This is a genomic window from Bosea sp. ANAM02 (assembly GCF_011764485.1).
In the GTDB taxonomy this organism is placed as follows: Bacteria; Pseudomonadota; Alphaproteobacteria; order Rhizobiales; family Beijerinckiaceae; genus Allobosea.
In genome coordinates this window covers 3049568-3072132 of the sequence record NZ_AP022848.1, presented here as the reverse complement: position 1 = coordinate 3072132, position 22565 = coordinate 3049568, and the positions used below count along the sequence as shown (strand labels likewise).

Here is a 22565-nt window from a genome sequence, read left to right as displayed (position 1 = left end):
AACATGATTGAAAGTTCAGCATCGTCGCGCGACCGGCTGTCCGTCTTCTTTCGCTTGTTCTCGCTTTCGGTCGTTCCGCTGCGCCCCGCGGGGGACGAGCCCGCCAACATGGTGATCGGTCTCGCCGCCGACGGTGTGCCCGCCATCGCACTCGGCGCCCGTGCCCGCGACGTGGTTTCCGTCGTCAGCGCCGCGGCGCGGATCGATTTCGAGGGCAGCGCCAATCCCCTGATGCGGGCCATGCCCGATCCGCTGGTGGTGCCGCTGGCCGCGGGAACGGCGCTGTCCGCGGTTGCCGAGAATTTCATGGCCGAACTGGAGACCGGCCGCTGCGGCGCGCCGCTGGCCATCGACTATCTCGGCCGCCTCATCCTGCTCATGGTTCTGCGGCATGCGATCGAGGCAGGCGCGGCCGATGCCGGTCTGCTCGCCGGTCTCGCGCATCCCAACATCTATCCCGCTCTCGTCGCGATCCATGAGCAGCCGCAGCGAAACTGGCAGGCCGGCGATCTCGCGGCGCTGGCCGGCCTGTCCCGCACGCGCTTCATGACGCTGTTCGCCGGGACCGTCGGCACGCCCCCGATTGCCTATCTAAACGGCTGGCGCCTGGCCCTTGGACGCCGGGCGCTTGCCCGGGGCGGGATGATCAAGACGGTTGCGCGCCAGGTCGGGTACGGCAGCGCCGCGGCCTTCTCACGCGCCTATGCGCGCCATTTCGGCAGCGCTCCGGCGGCCGCACGGGCATCCGTCGGGCGCGGCGCGGCTTCCTCGTTGACTCGCATCGCGCCGCGTGCGACCCCGCGCCCATGACCAGCGCTGCCCTCCCGAATGCCTCCCAGCCCCTGCGCATCGGCCTTGCCGGCCTCGGCACGGTCGGCGCCTCCACCTTGCGCATCCTGCGCCGGCAGGAGAATGCGCTGGCGGCGCGCTGCGGCCGTACGATCCGCGTCACCGCGGTCTCGGCGCGCGACCGCAATCGCGATCGCGGCATCGATGTTGGCGGGCTCTCCTGGTTCGACGATCCCGTCGCGCTGGCGAAATCGGACGAGATCGACTGCTTCGTCGAACTGATCGGCGGCTCGGACGGCCCCGCCAAGGCGGCCGTCGAGGCCGCCCTGTCGGCCGGCAAGCATGTCGTCACCGCCAACAAGGCGCTGCTTGCGGCCCATGGCGTGGCGCTCGCCGATCTCGCCGAGAGCAAGGGCGTGGCGCTCGCCTTCGAGGCCTCTTCGGCCGGCGGCATCCCCGTGGTGAAGACGCTGCGCGAGGCGCTGGCCGGCAACAATGTCGGCCGCATCTCCGGCATCCTCAACGGCACCTGCAACTACATCCTCTCGCGGATGGAGCAGGAGGGCCTGACCTTCGAGGCCTGCCTGAAGGACGCCCAGCGCCTCGGCTATGCCGAAGCGGACCCGACCTTCGACGTCGAGGGCTTCGACACCGCCCATAAGCTCGCGATCCTGACGAGCCTCGCCTTCGGTACGAAGATCGACGCCGAAGCGATTCATGTCGAAGGCATTTCGACGATCACGCCGCTCGACCTGAAGATGGCTGACGATCTCGGCTACCGCATCAAGCTGCTCGGCGTGGCCGAGCGCACCAAGACCGGCATCGAGCAGCGCGTGCACCCGACCATGGTGCCGAAATCCTCCGCGATCGCGCAGGTGATGGGCGTGCTCAACGCCGTTTCGGTCGATGCGGACGCGGTCCGCGAGATCACGCTGGTCGGCCCGGGCGCCGGCGGCGACCCCACGGCCTCGGCCGTCGTCGCCGACATCGCCGATGTCGCGCGCGGCACGGCCGGCCTGCCCTTCGGCCTGCCGGTCGCGCGCCTGGAAGAGCCCAAGCGCGCCCCGATGCAGCGCCACGAGGGCGGCTACTATGTCCGCCTCGCCGTTGCCGACCGTCCGGGTGCCGCCGCGGCGATCGCGACCCGCATGGCGGAGGCCGACATCTCGCTGGAGAGCATAGTCCAGCGCCGCTCGCCCGAGGCCGCTATCCGCGATCCCGGCGGCCGCTCGGGCGCGCCGGTCCCGGTCGTGCTCATCACCTATGCCACCAGCGAGAGCGCCATCCGCGCCGCGCTCGAAAAGGTCACCGCCGACGGCCATGTCGCGGAACCGCCGCAAGTCATCCGCATAGAGCGGGAACAGGCCTGACCGGCCATACCTGCCAAACTCATTGCAAGGGGACTCTTTTCATGTCCGTCGATCTCCGCATCTCCCCCGACCAGATCATCGAGCGCTATCTCTCGATGGAGCTCGTGCGCGTCACCGAGCGCGCGGCCGTCTCCGCCGCCCGCTGGCGCGGCCACGGCAACGAGAAGGCGGCCGACCAGGCCGCGGTCGACGCGATGCGCCGTGAACTGAACCGCCTGCCGATCGACGGCGAGATCGTCATCGGCGAGGGCGAGCGCGACGAGGCGCCGATGCTCTTCATCGGCGAGAAGGTCGGCAACAAGCAGGGGCCGAAGGTGCATATCGCGGTCGATCCGCTCGAGGGCACCACGCTTTGCGCCAAGGACATGCCGGGGTCGATCGCCGTGATGGCGATGGCCGGCGCCGGCAGCCTGCTCTATGCCCCCGACGTCTACATGGACAAGATCGCGATCGGCCCCGGCTATCCGCAGGGCATCATCGATCTCGACGCCTCGCCGGCCGACAACATCGCCGCACTCGCGAAGGCCAAGGGCGTGAAGCCGAGCGAGATCTCGACGCTGATCATGGACCGCCCGCGCCATGCCAAGCTGATCGAGGAGGTCCGCAAGACCGGCTGCTCGATCCGCCTGATCACCGACGGCGATGTCGCCGGCGTGATCTTCTGCACCCAGCCCGAGAAGACCGGCATCGACCTCTATCTCGGCATCGGCGGTGCGCCGGAAGGCGTTCTCGCGGCTGCCGCTCTGCGCTGCGTCGGCGGCCAGATGCAGGGCCGCCTCATCCTCGACACCGAGGAGAAGCGCGTGCGTGCGGCCGGCATGGGCGTCAAGGACCCCAACAAGAAATACGACATGTCGGAAATGGCCTCCGGCGACGTCATCGTCTGCGCCACCGGCGTCACCGATGGCGGCATGCTCTCGGGCGTGCGCTTCGGCAAGGACGTGATCGAGACCGAGACGCTGGTCTATCGCTCGATCACCGGCACGGTCCGCCGCATCTACGGCGAGCACCGCGAACTCTCGAAGTTCCAGCTCGACTGAGCAGAGCCCGCTGTCCAGCCGTCATTCTCGGGCTTGACCCGAGAATCTCAGGCCGGAAGAGGCGCCGCAGCCTCCATCGTCACGAGATGCTCGGGTCAAGCCCGAGCATGACGGCGTTACAACGGCTTGCCTATCCGACCGCGCCCACGCTGCAAGTGCGACGCTTGTTGACCTTGCGCCCGCTATGGGCGACGCCGTTGGCACGATGAGTCTGGTGCAGCAGTCCCGTGTTTTCCTCGGCGTGAGCCGTTCGGCCCTCGGCCGTCCCTGGCGCGATCGCCTCGATACGGCAGGCCTCGGCCGGGCCGAGGCACTTTCCCAGCGCGAGGGGCTCTCCGACATCCTCTCGCGCCTGCTCGCCTCGCGCGGCGTCGAGCCCGCGGAGGCCGCGCTCTTCCTCGAACCGAAGCTGCGCGACCTGCTGCCCGACCCCGCCGTCCTCACCGACATGGAAGCCGCCGCCGCCCGCCTGGCACAGGCCGGCATCAAAGGCGAGCGCGTCGCCATTTTCGGCGACTACGACGTCGACGGCGCCTGCTCCTCGGCTCTGCTGGCCGGATTCCTGACCCAGGCCGGTGCCCGCCCGCGCATCCATATCCCCGATCGCCTGATCGAGGGCTACGGCCCCAATAGCGAGGCGATCCGCATGCTGGCGGGCGAGGGCGCGACCCTGCTCGTCACCGTCGATTGCGGCACGACCAGCGAGGAACCTTTGGCGGAGGCGCGCCGGCTCGGCCTGGATGTCGTGGTGCTCGACCACCATCAGGCGCCGGAGCGGCTGCCGGCGGTCGAGGCGTTGGTCAACCCGAACCGGCAGGACGATCTCTCGGGCCTCGGCCATCTCTGCGCCGCTGGCGTCGTTTTCCTTGCGCTGGTCGCGACCAGCCGGACGCTGCGCCGGCAGGGCCATTGGGTCGCGCGCGGCAGCGAGCCTGACCTGCTGGCGATGCTTGATGTCGTCGCCCTGGCGACGGTGGCCGATGTCGTGCCCTTGCAGGGGCTCAACCGTGCCTTCGTCCGGCAGGGGTTGGCGATGATGCGCAGCCGCGCCCGGCCCGGCCTTGCCGCGCTGATGGACGTCTCCGGTCTCGACGGGCCGATCCAGCCCTGGCATCTCGGCTTCCTGCTCGGCCCGCGCATCAATGCCGGGGGGCGCATCGGCGATGCCGCGCTCGGCGCGCGCCTGCTCCTGACCGATGACGAGGTCGAGGCGCGCAGCATCGCGGCCGAGCTCAACCGCCTCAATCAGGAGCGGCAGGAGATCGAGCGTCTCGCGGTGCTGGAGGCGGTCTCGCAGGCCGAGCATGAGCTCGCCGGCATGGCCGAGCTGCCGGTCCTGCTCGCCGGCAGCGCCGACTGGCACCCCGGCATCGTCGGGCTGGTCGCGGCCCGGTTGAAGGAGCGTTTCCGCCGCCCGGCTTTCGCGCTGGCGCTGAACGGGGAGGGCGGCGCGACCGGCTCCGGCCGCTCGATCGCAGGCGTCGATCTCGGCCGCGCCGTGCGCGCCGCCGTCGAGGCCGGCCATGCGGTCAAGGGCGGGGGACATGCGATGGCGGCCGGCGTGACGCTCGCGGCCGGCCAAGCCGACGCTTTCCATGCCTTTCTCAACACGCATTTGCAGCGCGAGGTCGATGCGGCCGGCGATGCCGAGGCGCTGCTCGTCGATGCCGCGCTGAGCGCCGGTGGTGCCACGCCGCGTCTCCTCGCCGAGATCGACAAGGCCGGTCCTTTCGGTTCGGGCAGTCCCGAGCCGGTCTTCGTCTTCCCGGCGCATCGCCTGACCGATGCGATCGAGATCGGCTCCGGCGGCCATGTCCGCATCAAGCTGCGCTCGGGCGACGGCGCCAGCATCGGGGGAATCGCTTTCCGGGCGGCGCAGGAGCCGCTCGGCCAGGCCCTGTTCGCCGCGCGCGGCGAGATGGTGCATCTCGCGGCGACGCTCTCGCTGAATCGCTGGGGCGGCCGGGAGACGGCGGAATTGCGCATCCTCGATCTCGCCCGGCCGGTCTGACGCGCCGCCGGCTATTTTCTTGTGAACGGGTGCTTGCGGAGCGGCAGGCCTGCCACTATACCTCGCCCCGCTTCGGCACGAACCGCACCGGTTCGCGGCAAAGCGGTCTTCGTCTATCGGTTAGGACACCAGCCTTTCACGCTGGGAAGACGGGTTCGATTCCCGTAGACCGCGCCACCACAGCATTTAAGCGCTTGATCTGAAAGAAGTTATTGGTCTCCAATGGCTTCCGCTCGCCCTTCCGCTACAAAGGGCGCTACAAATGGCTGTTGCGATGACTTCCCTAACCCGCGCTAAAAACGGCGATTGGTTCGCCCGCAAAGGTATCCCTGAGTCGGTAAGAGCGGCCTACAAGGCAGCGTTCGGCGTCTCCCAAGAGGAGCGCTTTAGGCGGCCCGCATCTCTGCCTATGGGGCAGGCTAAGATTGAGCTGCGCGATTGGGACGCTGAAATCACGTCGCGTATCGAACGCCTCATGGCGCAGGCGACAGGCGGCGGCGTCTCGTTGTCCTTCCGCGAAGCCCACGGATTGGCAGGTCAGTGGTACGGCTGGTTCATCTCCCGGCACGAAGAGGAGCCGGGGAGGGCTGACGATTGGGACATTGAGCATAGCCAATGGGAGGACGCCCGGACGCGCTTTGCCGGGGCCGAGGAAGCGGGTGAGGAGTCTTTGCAGGACCATCCTAACGTCCGCCGTCACTTGCGGAGCGTGCTGATGGAGCTGGCGCGGGTGTCCACGTTCCTCGCCGCGAAGAACCTTGCGCTCAACGCGGAGGGAATGGAGCGCTTCCTTGGTGCGCTAGAGCCGGAATACAGTGCTGCCCTTGCTGCCCTGCGTCGCCGCAGCCAGGGCGATTATTCGCCCAGCAAACGAGAAGCGAAGTTCCCAGAGTTCAAGTCCCGCGCCTCGGCCGGCATGACATGCTGGACGGTCTTTGAGGCATGGGTGAAGGAGCGGAGGCCGGCGGCATCGACGGTCAACCGCTGGCGGGCGGTCTTCAAAGCATTGGATGCCCGCTTCACGGGGCGTGATATCGCGGAGATCAGCGCTGAGGACGTGCTTGATTGGAAGGGAACGCTTGTGACCCCCGAGCGGTCGGCTGTCGTCGTCAACGGCATCTGGCTACGGTCGGCGCGTGTCGTATTCGGTTGGGCGCTGGATAACAAAAAGATCGCCGCAAACCCATTTGATGGCGTCCGTGTCGCTGTCCCGAAGGCTGCCCCAAAAGTTCGTGAGAGGGAGTTCACGGAAGAGGAGTGGAAGACCATTCTCCGGGGCACCTTGGCCAAGCCTCCCGCTCAGATGGCGCACTACAACGCTGCCGCTCGGCGGTGGGTCCCGTGGCTCTGCGCCTATACAGGCAGCCGCCCCGGCGAGATGACGCAACTTCGAGGGGGCGACCTGACGCGGCACAAGGATGGGTATTGGCTCGTCAAGATCACGCCCGAGGCCGGCGCCGTGAAGGGCGGCAAGGCCCGCACCGTCCCGCTGCATGAGCATCTGATTGAGCAGGGCTTCGTTGACTTCGTCAGGAAAGCCGGCAGCGGCCCTCTGTTCTACGATCCGGCCGCTCAGCGGGCGAAGACGGTAGACGTTACGGACCCCAAAAAGGCCCCTTGGGTGAAATCCCGAGAGAAGCTGGCAGATTGGGTCCGCGACCTTGGAGTCAATGACCCCGGTATCTCCCCGAACCACGCTTGGCGGCACACGTTCAAGCGGCAGGCGGCGCGGGCGAAGATAGAGAGGCGCATCCGGTTCGGCATGTGCGGGCACTCATCGAGTGACGTTGGGGACGACTACGAGACGCCGACAGTTGAGGACTTGGCTGCGGAGATGAAGCGGTTTCCCCGGTATTCGCTGGAGAAGACAGCGAAGCCGGTGTAGCCGCAAGAGCGCCCCTCCTGCCTTGGGTTCGATGCCGGCACTCAAACTATGCCTTATCGCGCTCGGGCTTAGTCCGGGTCGGACGCGCTAGGTGTGGCGCAGCCTCCGGTGCCTCGGGGAGGGCGGTAACAGCCATCTTCAGCTCCTGCTCACCCCAAAGGACCTTCGCCGCCCCTTCAAGAACCATGTTTTGCAGGCGTTCACGGTGCCAATGGCCGGTCGGATGATAGGCGCCTTTGGAAAGCTGGGCTCTGTCGAAATGAAAGCCGAGGTTCAATGAAATCTTGTGAAGCAAATCATAGAAAAGATCATTGCATCGATCGCGCCAAGAGACGAACTCAGCTTCAGTTATATTTGTTGTGTCCTTATTGAGCGTTTGCGAATAAAGCGCCCAGGCCGAGGTTACGGCTTTGTCTTTATTGTATTGCCATGGCGCCAACCAAAAAGGGGCGGGCAAAAACTCAAGATCTATCTGGTTTAATGCGTGGACATGCTCAGGAGCGAGCTGTGTCGCTCGATTGGCCATAAGCACATAGAAAATGCGGAGTTTCGCCTCTCTACGCGACCTCCATCGCTCGATGGCTTTTTGTGCCTGTACTGCAAGGATCGGCCCCAAGATCGTCGCGGAGATCATGAGCCAGTCTTTGACTTCGATGGTGGACAGGAACTGCATGTGCCGAAGCTACGGCACCTTTGTCGTGAGTTCATCAGCACCGCTTTGCGGTGTGCACAGGAACTTTGAAATGGCGCCGCTGATCCGGATATCCGGCGCTAAAATCCGAGAGGGTTCTCACGGGGAGGCTGGCCCGAAAATCCCCCCATGCCCCGGTTGGGCCTCCAGTGTTGGCCGGCTAGGGAAACGTTAAGGGGCTCCGGTGAAGGGCACGGCGACGTCTCACAGGGCAGGCCCGTGCGAGGCGTCTCATGCGACTCCCTCAGTAGTCTCATACAAATGGCGCTTGATTTTTGAGACATCCTTTGCTCAACATTAATGAGCCTATTGAGACAATGGAGGTGCAGGTGCTTGTCGGCTACGCGAGAACGTCAACGGCAGAACAAACCGCAGGCTTGGCCGATCAGGTGGCCGAGCTGTCGCGTCTCGGCTGCGAGCGCATCTTTGAGGAGCATGGATCAGGCGTTGATAACGAGCGGCCCAAGCTCCGCGAGGCTATCGACTTTGTCCGGCCGGGCGATGTGCTCGTTGTGACCAAGCCGGATCGCATAGCACGCTCTGCCATCGACCTGCTTTCGACCGTAAAGTCTGTGCAGGCGAAGGGCTGCGAAGTCCGCATTGTCTCGCTCGGCATCGACACGACGGCCCCAACCGGGAAGCTCACGCTCACGGTGCTGGCCGGCATGGCAGAGTTTGAGCGCGACCTGATGTTGGAACGCCAGCGAGCCGGGATCGCGGCGGCGAAGGCTGCCGGCAAATATAAGGGCCGGGCGCCGACTGCCCGCGCGAAGGCTTCCGATGTGGCTGAGCTTCACTATCAGGGGATGGGTGCGACTGAGATCGCGGGGCGCCTCGGCATAGGTCGGGCAAGCGTCTATCGCATCCTATCAACATTGACGGGGCGGTCGCCTGCCGAGCTGGACGCAATCCAGCCTCTGCGCGGTTGAGCCCGCCTGGACATTATCTGCCACCGTAAGAGAGAGGGCCGCCGGGGCATTCATGTGCCTTTGAGCGGCCCTTTCCCGTGGCGGGGTGTCCACCCTACAGGCCCGTTACGTCTCCCCCCGCTACTACCCTAGCTGCCCGCCACTGGCGGCGCTCGGCAGCGTGTCCCGCAATGGAGATATTCTCCATAAGACAACCCATCAGCGCCATGACTCGATCCGGCCAAATCGAGTCAAAAGTGTCATTGGACGGCCCAGACTCCGCCAAGGCATGACATCCGCAGGCCGCTTCATTCGCCGGGCGAAATCATCTGCCCGCCGGCCTCCGGGGATACCTCATGACCACCCGCCTTTCCCGCTTCGGCGCCATCTCGCTTCCTCTGCTCGGCGGCGCCACTGCCGGCCGCTGGACGACCAATCACGGCGTCGGCGCCGATGTAGACGGATTGGGAGCGACGGCTTGGCTCGGCCGGTGGGAGCTGGTTGCGGATCGCGCCATTGCACTTCCGATCCTCGCGCCGCTCGCCATGCTGGCATCATTCCTCCCGCGATCTTTGCGGGCGGGATGAACAGTGCGCCAGCCACACCCCTAGCATCGTCACCGGGAGCCCCTTGCGGGCTCCTTTTTGTTTTTACCGGCGTGCTTCGCTTGGTGCAGTGAGACTGCACCGCAGCGGGCCGCCTAACTTCGTTATAGGCAACATGCAGCAATCAACATCCATCACCAAGGCCGTGCGCCTTGTCCGCGAACTGCGGCAACTCACCCCGGAGATGTCGCTTCTAGAGGCGCACGTGCTCCTGACGGTTGCCCGGCATCCCGGCATCAACCAGAGCGCCGTGTGCGTTGAGACCGGGCTGAGCAAATCGTGCATCTCCCGCCATGTGGACTCGCTGGGAGAACGCAAGGGGCGGGGCCTCGTCCGCGCAAGCACGATGCTGCAAGACCGAAGGCTGAGCGAGCTGCACCTCACGGCAGCCGGAAAGGCTTTCGTGGAGGAGATAACCGGGTTTCTTTGAGGCTGAGCGGGTGCAGTGAGACTGCACTTATTTACCCGCCACCTTAAGGAGAGACCCCAATCCCTATGCCCCGGATCATGTATCTAGGGTTATATTAAGGGGAACTATGAGGTTTCACTCTAGTGTTCCCCTAACTCTCCCACATCACATACATCCCCATTCAACATCTCACTTAGGTTTTGATGTGGCGGCCGGATGTTGGAAGCCCGACGACGGGTCGACGGACGTCCCATCCCCATTACCCGCCACCTTAACTCCAGAGGACAGCCGAGCCAGCGATGACCGCTGATGCGGGGTGTCTGCCTTTTACCATCTGTCCTTCATCAGTGAGATAAAGAGAAAGCCAAGTAACCCCTCATGCCCACTCCTACCCCTGATCGTACACCCCTTCCGGGGACCGATGACAGGGGCCGTTACGTCTATCGCGTACCGCTCCCGAATGTCGGCGTCTCCGTCATGATCTATGCCGAGGACTATGACAGCCTGATTGCCCGTGGGATTTCAGGCTCATGGTGCTGGAATGGGCGGTCTGTTGTCGTCGGCTCCCGCAGTGGCAGCACACGGACAGTCGCTCGCCTCCTGCTTAACTCCCCTGCCGGGCACCGGGTCCATACCCGCAACGGCAACAATCTCGACCTTCGCCGGGACAACCTGATCGCCAAGCCGATCCGGCGCTATCCCCGACACACCTTCACGGGCCGTCACAGGCCCCTTTAGCAGCTACCATCATGACAGCTACACACTACTCTCAGTTCGCGATCGAACCGTCGCCCATTATCCCACAGGGTCAGTCCGTCGCCGCAACAACCACCATCGGCGGCGGTGCGGTCCATTCCGGCACCTTTGTTGACCCCTCTGTCGGCTCGCCTATCGAGACGCTTCAGACCCGTTCAGGGCGTCCCGTTGACCCCTTCAATGCTGGGCCGGGCGACATCGTCACCGTCATGGGAGTCCAGACCACCGTGGCCAACGCTATCCAGCTTGGCATTCTACATCGCCACCCCGCTACAGGGGCCTTGGTCGAACGGGGCGCCGAGACCGGGAAGACGCAGGAACAGTTCCTCGGGATCAATCCGGGCGCAACGAAGGCACATGCCGCGCCGGTGGACGATCCCGGTGTTGCTCCGGCGCCTCTGGCCCGCTCCGCCTTCACCTTCCAATCTGTCCTTCGGGACCGCGTGCCGGGTACAGAACTGGCGGGCGCGTATTCCGATTATCTTGAACGGGGGACCCTGACTGATGCGGCGGTCAATCGGATCGCCAGTCACCTCATGATCACGCCCGATCAGGCCCGAGACAATCTCGCCGCCTACGCCGATGCCCTGGACGACCAGCGAATGAAGAGTGTCGCTCGCTTCGGTATCGATGACATCGACGGTTTCGACGCTTGGGCCAAGCAGGCCAAGCCCGAGGCCCTCAAGAAGGCCCGCGCTCAGCATCTCACCCATGGCAGCGTGGAAGGTTATCGTGGTTTGGCCCAGATGTATTTCGAGACCCTCGATACCATCGACCCCGAGCGCATCCTCACGGCCAACTTCGGTTCCAACATCACGGCCCGCCTGTCGGGCGGTAGGGTTCTGCTGAAGGTCCCCGGCATGGGCGAGATGCCGTGGCGCATGGCGGTGTCTCAAGGCATCGTGAGGCTTCGCTGATGAATGCCAAGCATGTCGGTGGAGTGACTGCACCTCTACGCGTTCCCCTCCCGCCGCTGCCTCCATATCGACCCCATCCGCTGTCCCGCGTGCAGTCGGCAGGCGCTCCGGCGAGGACATTGGAAAGGACATTCTGGGACATTAGCGACCACGCCGAGAAGAGGCCATTTGGTTTCGATAGGGTGATGTTGTCGCTTGGTCAGGCGCGGCGGCGCGGCCTAGTCGTTTGGGATACGACGCATCAGGCATACGTTCACGTTAGCCGGACGACAGAAGAGGAGGAGCGGCGCCTTCGGTCTCACGAAAAGCGGGCTGAGCGTAACCGGCTCGCGAGCATGCGTGAGTCTACCAAAACGCAGCCTCTCGCCGCAGCGCTACGCAATATCTGCCGTTCACTTGAGGGGGACCGCTAATGTGCGTAGCCGCAGCCGCTGCGATCATCTCGACCGGCGCGAGCATCGCTGGACAGGTGATCGGCTTCGGCGCCCAGAACAAGCAGGCGTGGGAGCAGCGAGCTTACAACGCCAAGGTTGAGGCCCAGCAGGAGAAGTACCGGGCCGAGCTGATCCAGTATCAGAACGTTGTCTACCAGCAGGAGGTGGACCACGGGCACAAGCAGCTCGAATATCAGCGTAGCGAGTTCCAGCGACAGGACCGCGTCGTCACGAAGGCGTCCGAGTCCATCCAGAAGAACCTCTTCGCGCAGTACGCGACCCTGCTTCAGCGGGCCGTCGAAGAGAACATGGCCACCACCTTTCAGTCGGTCTCTAACGAGAAATCCGTCGTCGCCGCACAGGCGAAGGCGCGTGTCTCCGCAGATGCCCGAGGGGTGGAAGGCTCCAGCGTAGAGCAGCTCCTCAATGACATCTCCCGAGAGGGAGGCGACAACGAGACGATCCTCCAACTCAACCGCTCCGCCACCGCGCGGCAGCTCAATCTTGAAGCTCTCGGGCTGAAGGCGAGCGCGGACCAGCAGCTCTACAATCTGCCGATCCAGACGTTCCAGCCAATGGCCCCGATCCAGCCGCCTTCACCTGTTTCTCCGGTCCAGCCAGCGGCTCCCGTAGCGGGCCCGAATAGGGGCGCGATGGTGGCGAACGTCGTCGGAGCCGTCACCACGGGTATGTCCAACTATGCTTCGTGGTCGGGCCAGAGCGTCAAACAAGCATTCACATTCAAATGATGCCGCCGGTGCAGTCACTGCACTCGCGGTCAGCATCCATCAAACAGGAAAAACAATGTACAACCACCTCATCGCAGTCAGTGGGGCGCCCGACGCATCCGCCAGTTCCGAAGACGGCAAGATAGTAACCGTTGAACGACTTCAGACCGGCGTTCATTGCGTCAAGGTCAACGGTAAGGTTGTCGCTAAAGACCCCAGCGGAACCGTACTCCGCCCGCTGATGCAGGCGCTATCTTCGCAATAGCGACTGCACCCATTGCCCGCCCCGCTAAGCACCCGCTTGGCGGGGTTTTTCATTTCCCCAACCAAGGCAATCAACAATGGCAGATTTGACGCCGGAAGAACTTCAGCAAGCGGAGGCGCTCCGGCAGAGTTTCCTTGCGATGGAAGAGACGGACCCCTCGTGGCTGGAGCGTGCCTCCTCCACGGTGGGGGCGGTCGCATCCGATGTCGGAACGGGCGCGACGGAGGCGGTCCCTCAAGTCCTTCGTGGCGCCCAGCAGGGCATCAACGCCATGTCCGATACCACGTTCGACATCGCGAGCTGGCTGAACAAGAACGTCATCGATCTCGACAAGCTCATTCTCGGCCGCGAGGCGCCCCAGACCAACGCCCTGAAGTTCTCTGAAGGGTGGATGCCGGACAAGCCGCAGTCCGTGACGGGAACCCTCGTAGGCGGCGTGTCGCAGTTCCTTACCGGCTTCGTCGTCGGCGGCAAGGCGCTGGAGGCTGTGGGCGTGGCGAAGGCCGCAACCATGGGCGGCGCAGTTGTGCAGGGCGCTATCAAGGGCGCGATTGCCGACGCGACCGCGTTCGATCCCCACGAGGAGCGGTTCTCGAACCTGATCGAGCAGTTCCCGACCCTTCAGAACCCCGTGACGGAATACCTCTCGGCCAGCCCGGAAGACGGGAAGGCGGAGGGCCGGCTGAAGAACGCCCTTGAGGGCCTCGCTCTCGGCGGCCTCGTGGACAGCATGTTGCACGGTATCCGTGCCATCAAGCTCAAGCGGGCAGGGGACATGGATGGCGCCTTGAAGGCCCTCAACGATGCCGAGAAGGCGGGCGTGAAGGTTGACGATGCGCCGATCCGCGACATGCCCGAGGCGGAGGCCAAGGCTGAAGCCAAGGCGGCCGAGGGCGAAGGTGCAGCGACTGCACCGAAGGAGCCCGAGCAGGCGAGCCTCAATCTGGAGGGCGGCGGGCCCCGGCCGGACAGCCCGAGGGAAACCTTCGGGGATGCCCACGGGGACGTGAAGCCGGGTGACATGGCGGCGGACATTCCGCCTAAGAAGCCCACGGCCGACAACGCCGAGTTCAAGCCGGCGAAGAAGCTGGTGGAGGTGGGCGACGACGAGCTGCGGCAGATTGCCGAGGCGTCCATCAACGAGAAGACGTGGGGGCAGGGGCGTAACATCTCCGGCATCCGAACGGACCTGATGGAGAGCGCCGAGGACATCAACGCCACGATGTCAGCCTTGCGCGTGGTCTACCGGGAGCAGGCGGCCAAGGCCGTGGGCGGTAACGCCGAGGGCGTCCGCTCGTGGGCCAACGTCGAGCGCAACGCCGACGCGCTGGCGGACCTGATCGGGGATGACCCGCGCCTCCTCGTTCAGCGTATGCAGGCGATCCACAAGGAGACCTTCCACGCGGACGCCGAGCTGAAGCTCTACCGGGACATGCTCGTGACCGTGAATGACCGCCTCGTGCAGATCAGCAATGTCGTTGCCAACCCTTTCGGGGGCATCGGGAAGTACGGTTCGCGGGCCGAAGCCTACGCCGACTTCGCCAAGCACTACGAGCTGATGGCCAACATGCAGCTCATGTACAAGGGCATCCAGACCAACTTCGCCCGCACCATGAACGCCATGAAGCTGACGGCGGATGTCCGCAAGGGCGTCCTCCCCACCAACGTGGACGACATCTTCGCGGGCGGCGAGCGGGCGATGCAGAAGGTGGCCCGGCGCATCGCGACCAACGCGGAGAACGTGAAGGGCAACCTTCAGGAAACCCGAGGCGGCCTCCTCAACAAGGTGCTCGGGTCCGTCAACGAATACTGGATCAACTCCATTCTGTCGGGCCCCAAGACGCACCTCGTCAACATCCTCTCGAATGCCGTCAACGCGGCCTTCATCCCGAGCGAGCGCATCATCGCCGGAGCACTGCACTTCGACAGCCCGCAGGGCAGGGCGGAGTTCATGGAGGGTGCCCTGACGTTCGCGGGCTACGCGGCCGAGTTCAAGGACGCGGTCTCCCTCGCTTACAAGGCGTTCAAGAAGGGCGACCCGATCCTAGATCCCGGCAGGGGCACCGTGGAGCACCGTGCGGAAATCTCCGCGCTCAACTACGGCATCTCCGATCCTGTCATCGGCATGACCGTGAACGGGCTCGGGAATGTGGCTCGGCTGCCGTCCCGCCTCCTCACCGCCGAAGACGAGTTCTTCAAGCAGCTCACCTACCGCTCGGCAGTCCGGGCGCAGGCGTGGCGCGAGGTGGCCACTGAGGGGATGTGGCGTGATCCGAAGGCGGCTGCGGCGCACGTCGCCAAGCGCCTGGACGACTCCATTGACCTGAACGGCAGCGCGAAGAATGTCGAGGCCCTCTCGCTCGCGCGGGAAACGACCTTCACGCAAGACCTGTCTGCCCAAACAAAGAGCGGCAACAGGACCATAGGCGAAACCATGCAAGGCGCGACGGCGGCTCATCCCGGATTGCGCCTTATTATGCCGTTCGTCCGCACCCCCACCAACATCATGCGTCAGGTTTGGAACCATACACCCGGCCTCAACATGCTCCGGCAGCAGTACGCCAACGACATCATGGGCAGGAACGGCCAGCAGGCCCAGATGCGGGCGCAGGCCCAGCTCCTGACGGGCGGTGTCCTGTGGGGCGCTGCGGCCTCCCACGCGATGGAGGGCACCATCACCGGCGGAGGCCCTGTGGACCCCACGGTTCGCAAGGCGCTGGAGCAGACCGGCTGGCGGCCCTATTCGATCCGGCACACGGCCGAGGACGGCACCGTCACGTACACCTCCTACAACCGCTTCGACCCGTTCGGGATGTTCTTCGGCCTTGCCGCCGATTACGTCGAGACAATCGGGGCTTGGCCTGAAAAGGATGGAGAGGAGCGGGCGACGATGGTTGTCACGGCCCTCGCTAAGAACCTGAACAACAAGTCCTACCTGTCCGGTCTCGTGTCCGCTCTTGGCGCCCTTACGGAGCCGGAGAGGAAGTCGAAGCAGTTTCTCAAACAGCTTGCCGCCGGCTTCGTGCCGTCCGCCATTCAGCAGATCGGAAGCGATCCGCAGATGCGCGAAGCGCGTTCCGTCGTGGACGCCATGCGGCGCAAGATGCCCGGTTATTCCGAGACGCTGGACCCCCAGCGCAACATCTTCGGAGAGCCGCAGTACATCCCGCCCGCACTCGGCCCCGACTGGATCAGCCCGGTTACGCAGACGGTCCATCCCGGCGGCGCTCAGCCGTTGACGGAGGAGTGGAAGCGGACCCCGCAGCGGGACGTTTACGACGAGCTGGCCCGGCAGATGATGCTCCACAACTCGGGCATCAAGATCAGCCCCGACAAGCTCGACGGCGTGGACCTGACGGCGCCCGACTACCGCAGCCCTGTCACGGGGCGCACCGCCAGCGACCGCTACCGGGAACTGACGGGGACCGTTCAGGTGAATGGCAAGACGCTCAAGGAGTTCCTCTCCGAGTTCGTCCAGTCGGACACCTACCGGAACGGCCTGTCGGACGGCGACTACGACCGCAACGGCTCCCGCATCGACTCCATCCGCACCATCGTGCAGGCGTACCGCGACCGGGCAAAGGCCGAGCTTCGGCAGGAAGTCCCGGCGCTGCACTTCGCGTTTGATGAAGCGAGGCGCAAGGGCGCTCAAATCAAGCTGCCGGAATATCGCCGGCAGTAAGGTGCAGTCGCTGCACCATCTCAACACTCACCACGGTGCAGTCGCACTGCACCTTCACGGCCCCGCTGAGCATTCGCTTGGCGGGGCTTTTTTTCATTCAAGGGTAAGAATGCGTCCCGACACCATACACATCACGATCAAGCCGAAAGGGCAGCTCTACGAGGCCCGCCTTGGCGAAGAAGTTCTCACGACCTCACGAACCCCGTTCCTCTCCGCCGCTCGTGTCCTTACGGAACGCGGTCATGAAGCCGATGCGATCCTCACTATGAGCCATATCCGCGAGGCGGGCATCGCATTACGTTCCACGATCAAGGCAGCCGCCCAGCTCACCGTGATCGAGAATGACGTTGCCGGCCCTAGGTTCGGTAACTATCGGCCCCCTCCAGCCGAGATGCCCGTTCCTCGGGTGAGGGGTACGGCCAAAACGGCCGGAACGAAGGGCGAGGCTAGGGCAGTATCCGAAGTGGTCGGAGGCGCCCTATGACTGGCGACCTCAAGATACCAGAGGCCGAGGACGATCCGGCCACTATTGCTCATATTCAGGCGCAGCTCACAGCTCTTCGCGCGGCCAGGCTGCTGTCACCGGAAGGGTGCCGGCTATTGGCCCAAGCAGAGGCCGTAGAGGCCGCGAACAGGGAGATGGCAGGCATACGGCGGCGTTTGCAGAAGAGGCTTGAGGAGATTGACGACGAAGCGGAGCAAGCAAGGCGAATGATGCAGTAGCGCTCGCCGTTGTCTTTCGCTGTCAAACTAGGGCGCGACAAGTTCAGCGAGCTTGGCCGCTACGTTCGCCATCGGCCCTTCCGCAGTGCTCAGGCCGCTTCGCGAGGCGAGCATAGGGCTGACTTCGCGCAGGGCATCGTACGTCGTGTTGTGTACGATAGGAACCAGTAGGTCACGCGCTAGAAGAACCGAAAGCTCCTTGTCAGCGATACCCTCCTGCTGGAGCCTTCTAAGCAGTGCAGGCGTGACCAAAACGATGCCAACGCGTGATTTCGCAAGCCCCTTGTCGATCTCACGAAGCAGCGAAGAACCCAGGACAACGTCCTTCTCGCTAAACCAGACTTTGACGCCGCGTGCTTCTAGCAGGTCATGTAGGTCTTTCGCGGCTCCTCCTCTGTCGTCCCAAGCGTGACAAAGAAATATGTCCCTAAGATCGGGAAGGGGCGGGCGCTTCTCGATGCTTTCGCGAAAAGGAGTGAGCGTTCGCACCTCGGCCGGCGTGTAAATGACCGACGAACCAGCTCGCGACCAGCGCGGCCTTGTGCTCCCTCCGGACCCGCCGCCGCCGCTCGGCCGACTAATCCCACTGCTCCCAGACCCGCCCTAGTCGGATCGCGATGGGTAAGACCCGTAGCTGCCGTAGCTTCGGAAGCGTCCGTAGCGGCCACCACACGCGGGACAATCCGCTGCGGCTGCCGCTGATCGATGACCGTTCACTGGTGCTGTGCATCTTGCCATGGGGCGATGATACCGCGCGTCTTGCTAATCACAAGTGCTGACGCAGGGAAACTCTCTCCTCGGTTGTAGTCCGGCTACGGGGCCGAAGAGGGAGGGGTGAAAAGGGGATGGAGGTTCATTTGCGGCGAGACAGGAGTTGCGGTTAACGCATCATCGCAGGTTCGTCGCCAGCCAGCCGGCAGAAGCGAGAAAGGCGGTCAGTGATAGCCATCCACAGAGATGCGCTAAGCGAAACGTGCGATTGACCGATCGGCCTAGCTTGGCAACCTCCACAGCGAGTTAGCCCTGCACCTTTGCCCTCTCGTCCTTATCCTGCCCTACCACTCCGAGCACGATACCGACGCCGTACTTATCCTGCTCACCTTGAAATCGAGCAAGTTCCGCGTGTGTTTGAAAGTTAAAGTATACGAAGAGCGAGCAGAGGGCCGCTAGAACAAGTCCAAGTATGAAGCCCGAAACCGTCCATCCGAGGATAAACATACGTTCGTTCCTAGCCAGAGCGTTCACGCCGAGAAACGCCGACAGCGCCGGTAGCGAGATTAGCCCGCCCGCGTTCAGCACATAGAGGTTCGTTACAAGGAGCTTAGAATACTCGACCGCAAACTTCTGATACTCTAACGCGGATTTCTCCCACGGCTCCGCAGCCGCGCGTGTTTCTTTGAGATAGCGTGTCCATTTGTCAAAATGTTCCGCCTGCGATCCGTCGGACATAATAGCTCCCTAGCTTCCGCGAGATCTATTCTAGAAGCGCCGGGCCGTAGGGGAAAGAGGAGGCTTGCCAGTCGCTACAAAGACATCTACAAAGGAGCGGTCCAGCGAGTGAAAAAGACAAGCGATTTCAATGCTTAGCGAGCGCATCTCCGGTTTCCCGTAGACCGCGCCATTGCGCCTCCAAGCACCTGCAAAGCTGGAACTCTTGCTCTTTCATAAGTTTAGAGTCGACGCATTTCTGCTTTTGCTTGCGCCGAGCAGCTTGGGAGAATCCGCATCCTGCGCCGGAGCTGTTTGCGCCCATCTTTCGGTGCTGTATCGCGGAGGGGTCCCGGAACCGCGAAGGCTTCGCAGTCGACGAAAGGATCTGCGGGGCAGGCACGAAGGGCAGGGCTGATGACAGCACAAGCCGAGCGCTCGCCGTTGGCGTCCCCGCCGACGCCGCGCCAGAATCTCCTGGCCGGCGGCCTGATCGCGCTGCTGATCGGCGTGCTGGTGGTGACCATACCCTATGCGCGTCAACCCACGATCGGCACCGAGCCTTTCGTCGCCGCCTACGCCGCGGCGATCTTCATCATCGAGCTGATCGCGGCGGCACTGCTCTTCGCGCAGTTCGCCGTCCAGCGCTCCCGGGCGATCCTGCTTCTCGCGGCCGGCTTCCTGTTCTCGGCCCTGCTCGCGATTCCCTGGGCGCTGACCTTTCCCGGCGTCTTCACGGCGCTCGCGCCGGAGCCGAACCTGCAGGCCACCGCAACGATCGCCGCCCTGCGCCGCCTGAGCTTCCCGCTCTTCGTCATCGCCTACGCGCTGCTCGGCCGGCGCCCCTGGCCCGGCGCCACCGCGCGCGTCCTCGTCGGTACCATCTTCGGCACCCTCATCGCAGCCCTTGCCTGCAGCCTGCTGATCGTGACCAATGCTGCGAAGCTGCCTCCCTTCATGGCCGATGCGCGCAGCGTGGCCCGACTCTGGACCTATGTGCCCGCTGCCGCGATCGTACTCTATCTCGCCGGCCTGGCCGCGCTTGCGGCGCGGAGGCGCACGACCCTCGACCTTTGGCTGATGGTCCTGCTCGTGACGCTGCTAAGCGAGATCATCCTCATCTCCTATTTCGGCGCGGCGATCAGGCTGAGCGTCGGCTGGTGGGCGGGACGGATCTATGGCCTCATCTCGGCCGGTGTCGTGCTGTTGGTCCTGCTCTCCGAGGCGACGACGGTCCACGCCCGGCTTGCCCGCGCCGAGATCGCGGAACGCCGGGCCCGTCAGAACCGCCTGACCGCGATCGAAGCGCTCTCGGCCTCGATCGCCCATGAGGTCAACCAGCCGCTGGCCAGCATGGTGACCAATGCCTCGGCAGGATTGCGCTGGCTCGACCGCGAGAGGCCCGAAATCGTGGAAATACGTGCGGCGCTGGAGCGCATCGTCGCGGACGGTCACCGCGCCAACCGGATCGTCGCCGGCATACGCGCGATGTTCGTCCAGCCGACGCAGGAGCGGGCGCCGCTCGATCTCAACCGGATGGTGGCCGCAACGCTTCGACAGCTCGCCGGCGATGTCCGGCTCGCCCGCGTCGAGGTGAAGACGGCATTCGAGGACGCGTTGCCGGCCGTCATCGGCAACGCCCTCCAGATCGAACAGGTCCTCTGCAACCTGATCGACAATGCTGTGGATGCGATGTGCGCCACGTCGGGGCAGCGCCTGCTGCTGCTGAGTTCCCGCAGGCAGCCCTATGGCGAGGTTCTCGTCGCCATCGCCGACAATGGGAGCGGTTTGGCAGAGGCCGAACGCGACCGTATATTCGAGCCCTTCTTCACGACGAAACCGAACGGCATGGGGATGGGCCTGATGTTCTGCCGCACTGTGATCGAGGCTCATGGCGGGCGGCTCTGGGCCTCGGACAACCGGCCGCGGGGCGCTGTCTTCCAGTTCACCCTGCCTGCGGCTGCCGGCCTGCGGACCGACGGGAGTCCCTCGCCATGACGGAAAGCGGTTCGACCGTTTATGTGGTCGATGACGATCCGGCGATGCGCGCCTCGCTGGAGAGCCTGTTGCGCTCGGTCGGCCATGAGGTTCTCTGCTTCGAGACCGCGCCGGCCTTCGCGGCCGCGACCCGCCCCGACCGGCCGGGCTGCCTCGTGCTCGATGTCCGCCTGCCGGGCCTGAGCGGCCTGGAGTTCCAGCGCGAGCTCTGTCGCTCGGCGAAGCCGCTGCCGATCGTGTTCATCACCGGTCACGGCGATGTGCCGATGTCGGTCGCGGCGATGAAGGCCGGTGCCGTCGAGTTCCTGACCAAGCCCTTCCGCGACCAGGACCTGCTGGACGGCGTCCACCGCGCCATCGCACAGAACCGGCAGGAGCGCGCCAGGGCGGCCGCTCTCGCCGAACTGCAGGGCCGCGTCGCCACGATGACGCCGCGGGAGCGGGAAATCATGCCGCTCGTCGCTGCCGGCCAGATGAACAAGCAGATCGCACAGGCGCTGGGGCTGAGCGAGGTCACGATCAAGGTTCACCGGGCGCAGGTCATGCACAAGCTGCGCGCGACCTCTCTCGCCGATCTCGTGCGGATCGCCGACCGGCTGGCTCTCGATGGCTCGGTGAACAGGCAGGGCGATACCGGGGTATAATTGCCCCCGCGCCGCATCGAAAGCAGGATGGCCGGACCAGATGCCCCAAGGGGTCGGTTCGGATGGCCGGGCTTCCGCTGATCGCCATTGTCGACGACGATGCCTCCGCCCGCGCCGCCATGGTGGCTTTGGTCGAGGCGATGGGTTTCGGGGCCCGCGCCTTCGCCATCGGTGCCGATCTCCTGGCTTCGGGCGCGCTCCGGACCGCTTTCGCCGTCATCGCCGATCATCGCATGCCGGGCATGGGCGGGCTCGAACTCTGCCTCGAAGCGAAGGCGCGCTCGGCTGCCCTGCGAACCATCCTGATCACGGCCTATCCCGACCAGACCACGGAGCGCCACGCCCGCCGCAGCGGCATCGACGGCTATCTGGCCAAGCCTTGCGATCCCGAGGCTCTGCTCGCCTGCCTCGGGATCGGACCTGCCGATCTCCCCGCGGGCGACGCTCGTCGACGTCACCCTATCCCTGGGCAGGAGCTGCCCGACACCTCCGGATAATTGCTCCGACAGGAGCGCATTGCGTACCACTTCGCGTCACGGGGCTTCGGATCGCGACATCACTCTCGAAGGGTCCGGGGATCCGACCGGCCGAGCCCTCTCCGAACCGTTCGCATCTGGGGGATATGACATGCCGACCGCCAAGGCCGCTCCAGGCAAGCTCCTGCTGACGCCGCAGGACCACACGCTGATCATGATCGATTTCCAGTCGCAGATGGCTTTCGCGACCAAGTCGATCGATGCCGTGCAGCTCCGCAACAATGCGGCGTTGGTCGCCCATGCGGCGGCCGGCTTCGGCGCCTCGACCATCCTGACCACCGTGGCCGAGAAGAGCTTCTCCGGCCCGATGTTCGAGGAGATCGGCCGTGCCTTCCCCGGCCAGAAGATGCTCGACCGCACCTCGATGAACACCTGGGAGGACGCGGCCGTCATCGCCCGCGTCAACGAGATCGGCAAGGGCCGCGTCGTGCTCGCGGGTTTGTGGACCAGCGTCTGCATCGTCGGCCCGGCGCTTTCGGCGATCGACCAGGGTTTTGAAGTCTACGTTATTGCCGATGCCTGCGGCGACGTCTCCGACGAGGCGCATCAGCGCGCCATGGAACGCATGATCCAGGCCGGTGCGCGGCCGATGACTTCGTTGCAGTATCTGCTCGAGCTCCAGCGCGACTGGGCTCGCACCGCAACCTACGACCTGACCACGGGAATCGCGAAGAATTTCGGCGGCGCCTACGGGCTCGGCATCATCTACGCGAAGACCATGTTCGGCGCTCAGGAAGGACACTGAC

20 protein-coding genes and 1 tRNA gene are annotated in these 22565 nt (G+C 64.7%); 18 read left to right on the top strand and 3 right to left on the bottom strand.

Features of this window, described 5'->3' with window-relative positions; translation table 11 throughout:
- Positions 1 to 3: 3 nt before the first annotated feature.
- The 6 genes from OCUBac02_RS14740 to OCUBac02_RS14715 all read left to right on the top strand — a co-directional run bounded on the left by OCUBac02_RS14740 (position 4) and on the right by OCUBac02_RS14715 (position 7095).
- Complete coding sequence (locus tag OCUBac02_RS14740) at positions 4 to 810, top strand: helix-turn-helix transcriptional regulator (protein ID WP_173046621.1); 807 nt, start codon at positions 4 to 6, stop codon at positions 808 to 810.
- Entirely contained in the window at positions 807 to 2159 is a 1353-nt protein-coding gene (locus OCUBac02_RS14735) for a homoserine dehydrogenase (RefSeq protein ID WP_173046619.1), read from the top strand. Before OCUBac02_RS14740 ends, OCUBac02_RS14735 begins: the two co-directional genes overlap by 4 nt.
- A 41-nt stretch (positions 2160 to 2200) precedes the next feature.
- Complete coding sequence (gene glpX / locus OCUBac02_RS14730) at positions 2201 to 3199, top strand: class II fructose-bisphosphatase (RefSeq protein WP_047578866.1); 999 nt, start codon at positions 2201 to 2203, stop codon at positions 3197 to 3199.
- Positions 3200 to 3383: 184 nt separating this feature from the next.
- Positions 3384 to 5210, top strand: a complete 1827-nt coding sequence (recJ, locus tag OCUBac02_RS14725; RefSeq protein ID WP_173046617.1) for a single-stranded-DNA-specific exonuclease RecJ — start codon at positions 3384 to 3386, stop codon at positions 5208 to 5210.
- Between the two features lie 102 nt (positions 5211 to 5312).
- A tRNA-Glu gene (locus OCUBac02_RS14720) sits at positions 5313 to 5387 on the top strand.
- A gap of 85 nt (positions 5388 to 5472) precedes the next feature.
- Positions 5473 to 7095 (top strand): site-specific integrase, encoded by a 1623-nt coding sequence (locus tag OCUBac02_RS14715; RefSeq protein ID WP_173046615.1) that lies wholly within the window; start codon positions 5473 to 5475, stop codon positions 7093 to 7095.
- A gap of 46 nt (positions 7096 to 7141) precedes the next feature.
- Here the strand turns inward: OCUBac02_RS14715 and OCUBac02_RS14710 are convergent, their stop codons facing one another.
- Complete coding sequence (locus OCUBac02_RS14710; RefSeq protein WP_173046613.1) at positions 7142 to 7768, bottom strand: DUF6680 family protein; 627 nt, start codon at positions 7766 to 7768, stop codon at positions 7142 to 7144.
- Positions 7769 to 8073: 305 nt separating this feature from the next.
- On the opposite strand from OCUBac02_RS14710, the gene OCUBac02_RS14705 reads away from it, so the two are divergent.
- The 8 genes from OCUBac02_RS14705 (at position 8074) to OCUBac02_RS14670 (ending at position 17213) form a co-directional block, all read left to right on the top strand.
- Positions 8074 to 8715, top strand: coding sequence for a recombinase family protein (locus OCUBac02_RS14705; protein WP_348521632.1), 642 nt, complete (start codon positions 8074 to 8076; stop codon positions 8713 to 8715).
- A gap of 335 nt (positions 8716 to 9050) precedes the next feature.
- Positions 9051 to 9281, top strand: coding sequence for a hypothetical protein (locus OCUBac02_RS14700; protein ID WP_173046611.1), 231 nt, complete (start codon positions 9051 to 9053; stop codon positions 9279 to 9281).
- 133 nt (positions 9282 to 9414) lie between these two features.
- Positions 9415 to 9729 carry a MarR family winged helix-turn-helix transcriptional regulator gene (locus tag OCUBac02_RS14695; protein ID WP_173046609.1) on the top strand — a complete coding sequence of 105 codons (315 nt, stop codon included), beginning with the start codon at positions 9415 to 9417 and terminating at the stop codon, positions 9727 to 9729.
- 728 nt (positions 9730 to 10457) lie between these two features.
- Positions 10458 to 11381: a hypothetical protein gene (locus OCUBac02_RS14690; protein ID WP_173046607.1), complete on the top strand. Its 924-nt coding sequence runs from the start codon at positions 10458 to 10460 to the stop codon at positions 11379 to 11381.
- Between the two features lie 412 nt (positions 11382 to 11793).
- Positions 11794 to 12564 (top strand): virion core protein, T7 gp14 family, encoded by a 771-nt coding sequence (locus tag OCUBac02_RS14685; protein ID WP_173046605.1) that lies wholly within the window; start codon positions 11794 to 11796, stop codon positions 12562 to 12564.
- Positions 12565 to 12884: 320 nt separating this feature from the next.
- Positions 12885 to 16490 carry a hypothetical protein gene (locus OCUBac02_RS14680; protein WP_173046603.1) on the top strand — a complete coding sequence of 1202 codons (3606 nt, stop codon included), beginning with the start codon at positions 12885 to 12887 and terminating at the stop codon, positions 16488 to 16490.
- A 109-nt stretch (positions 16491 to 16599) separates the two neighbouring features.
- A complete protein-coding gene (locus tag OCUBac02_RS14675) occupies positions 16600 to 16974 on the top strand; it encodes a hypothetical protein (RefSeq protein ID WP_173046602.1) in 375 nt (124 codons plus the stop codon).
- Positions 16971 to 17213: a hypothetical protein gene (locus OCUBac02_RS14670; RefSeq protein WP_173046601.1), complete on the top strand. Its 243-nt coding sequence runs from the start codon at positions 16971 to 16973 to the stop codon at positions 17211 to 17213. The genes OCUBac02_RS14675 and OCUBac02_RS14670 overlap by 4 nt, the downstream gene beginning before the upstream one ends.
- Positions 17214 to 17240: 27 nt before the next feature.
- Here OCUBac02_RS14670 and OCUBac02_RS27630 read toward each other — a convergent pair whose 3' ends face one another.
- Entirely contained in the window at positions 17241 to 17702 is a 462-nt protein-coding gene (locus OCUBac02_RS27630) for a toll/interleukin-1 receptor domain-containing protein (RefSeq protein WP_465247724.1), read from the bottom strand.
- Positions 17703 to 18230: 528 nt separating this feature from the next.
- On the bottom strand, positions 18231 to 18662 hold the full coding sequence (locus tag OCUBac02_RS14660; protein ID WP_173046600.1) for a hypothetical protein: 432 nt from the start codon (positions 18660 to 18662) through the stop codon (positions 18231 to 18233).
- 396 nt (positions 18663 to 19058) lie between these two features.
- On the opposite strand from OCUBac02_RS14660, the gene OCUBac02_RS14655 reads away from it, so the two are divergent.
- The 4 genes from OCUBac02_RS14655 (at position 19059) to OCUBac02_RS14640 (ending at position 22564) form a co-directional block, all read left to right on the top strand.
- Positions 19059 to 20639 (top strand): sensor histidine kinase, encoded by a 1581-nt coding sequence (locus tag OCUBac02_RS14655; RefSeq protein ID WP_173046599.1) that lies wholly within the window; start codon positions 19059 to 19061, stop codon positions 20637 to 20639.
- Positions 20636 to 21283: a response regulator transcription factor gene (locus OCUBac02_RS14650; RefSeq protein WP_173046598.1), complete on the top strand. Its 648-nt coding sequence runs from the start codon at positions 20636 to 20638 to the stop codon at positions 21281 to 21283. Before OCUBac02_RS14655 ends, OCUBac02_RS14650 begins: the two co-directional genes overlap by 4 nt.
- Before the next feature lie 62 nt (positions 21284 to 21345).
- Complete coding sequence (locus OCUBac02_RS14645) at positions 21346 to 21780, top strand: response regulator transcription factor (RefSeq protein WP_173046597.1); 435 nt, start codon at positions 21346 to 21348, stop codon at positions 21778 to 21780.
- Positions 21781 to 21910: 130 nt separating this feature from the next.
- Entirely contained in the window at positions 21911 to 22564 is a 654-nt protein-coding gene (locus tag OCUBac02_RS14640) for a hydrolase (protein ID WP_173046596.1), read from the top strand.
- Position 22565 lies beyond the last annotated feature (1 nt).

Coding starts and splice junctions, on each gene's coding strand:
- OCUBac02_RS14740 (WP_173046621.1), top strand. CDS start 4: ATGATTGAAAGTTCAGCATCGTCGCGCGACCGGCTGTCCGTCTTCTTT.
- OCUBac02_RS14735 (WP_173046619.1), top strand. CDS start 807: ATGACCAGCGCTGCCCTCCCGAATGCCTCCCAGCCCCTGCGCATCGGC.
- glpX (WP_047578866.1), top strand. CDS start 2,201: ATGTCCGTCGATCTCCGCATCTCCCCCGACCAGATCATCGAGCGCTAT.
- recJ (WP_173046617.1), top strand. CDS start 3,384: ATGGGCGACGCCGTTGGCACGATGAGTCTGGTGCAGCAGTCCCGTGTT.
- OCUBac02_RS14715 (WP_173046615.1), top strand. CDS start 5,473: ATGGCTGTTGCGATGACTTCCCTAACCCGCGCTAAAAACGGCGATTGG.
- OCUBac02_RS14710 (WP_173046613.1), bottom strand. CDS start 7,768: ATGCAGTTCCTGTCCACCATCGAAGTCAAAGACTGGCTCATGATCTCC.
- OCUBac02_RS14700 (WP_173046611.1), top strand. CDS start 9,051: ATGACCACCCGCCTTTCCCGCTTCGGCGCCATCTCGCTTCCTCTGCTC.
- OCUBac02_RS14695 (WP_173046609.1), top strand. CDS start 9,415: ATGCAGCAATCAACATCCATCACCAAGGCCGTGCGCCTTGTCCGCGAA.
- OCUBac02_RS14690 (WP_173046607.1), top strand. CDS start 10,458: ATGACAGCTACACACTACTCTCAGTTCGCGATCGAACCGTCGCCCATT.
- OCUBac02_RS14685 (WP_173046605.1), top strand. CDS start 11,794: ATGTGCGTAGCCGCAGCCGCTGCGATCATCTCGACCGGCGCGAGCATC.
- OCUBac02_RS14680 (WP_173046603.1), top strand. CDS start 12,885: ATGGCAGATTTGACGCCGGAAGAACTTCAGCAAGCGGAGGCGCTCCGG.
- OCUBac02_RS14675 (WP_173046602.1), top strand. CDS start 16,600: ATGCGTCCCGACACCATACACATCACGATCAAGCCGAAAGGGCAGCTC.
- OCUBac02_RS14670 (WP_173046601.1), top strand. CDS start 16,971: ATGACTGGCGACCTCAAGATACCAGAGGCCGAGGACGATCCGGCCACT.
- OCUBac02_RS14660 (WP_173046600.1), bottom strand. CDS start 18,662: ATGTCCGACGGATCGCAGGCGGAACATTTTGACAAATGGACACGCTAT.
- OCUBac02_RS14655 (WP_173046599.1), top strand. CDS start 19,059: ATGACAGCACAAGCCGAGCGCTCGCCGTTGGCGTCCCCGCCGACGCCG.
- OCUBac02_RS14650 (WP_173046598.1), top strand. CDS start 20,636: ATGACGGAAAGCGGTTCGACCGTTTATGTGGTCGATGACGATCCGGCG.
- OCUBac02_RS14645 (WP_173046597.1), top strand. CDS start 21,346: ATGGCCGGGCTTCCGCTGATCGCCATTGTCGACGACGATGCCTCCGCC.
- OCUBac02_RS14640 (WP_173046596.1), top strand. CDS start 21,911: ATGCCGACCGCCAAGGCCGCTCCAGGCAAGCTCCTGCTGACGCCGCAG.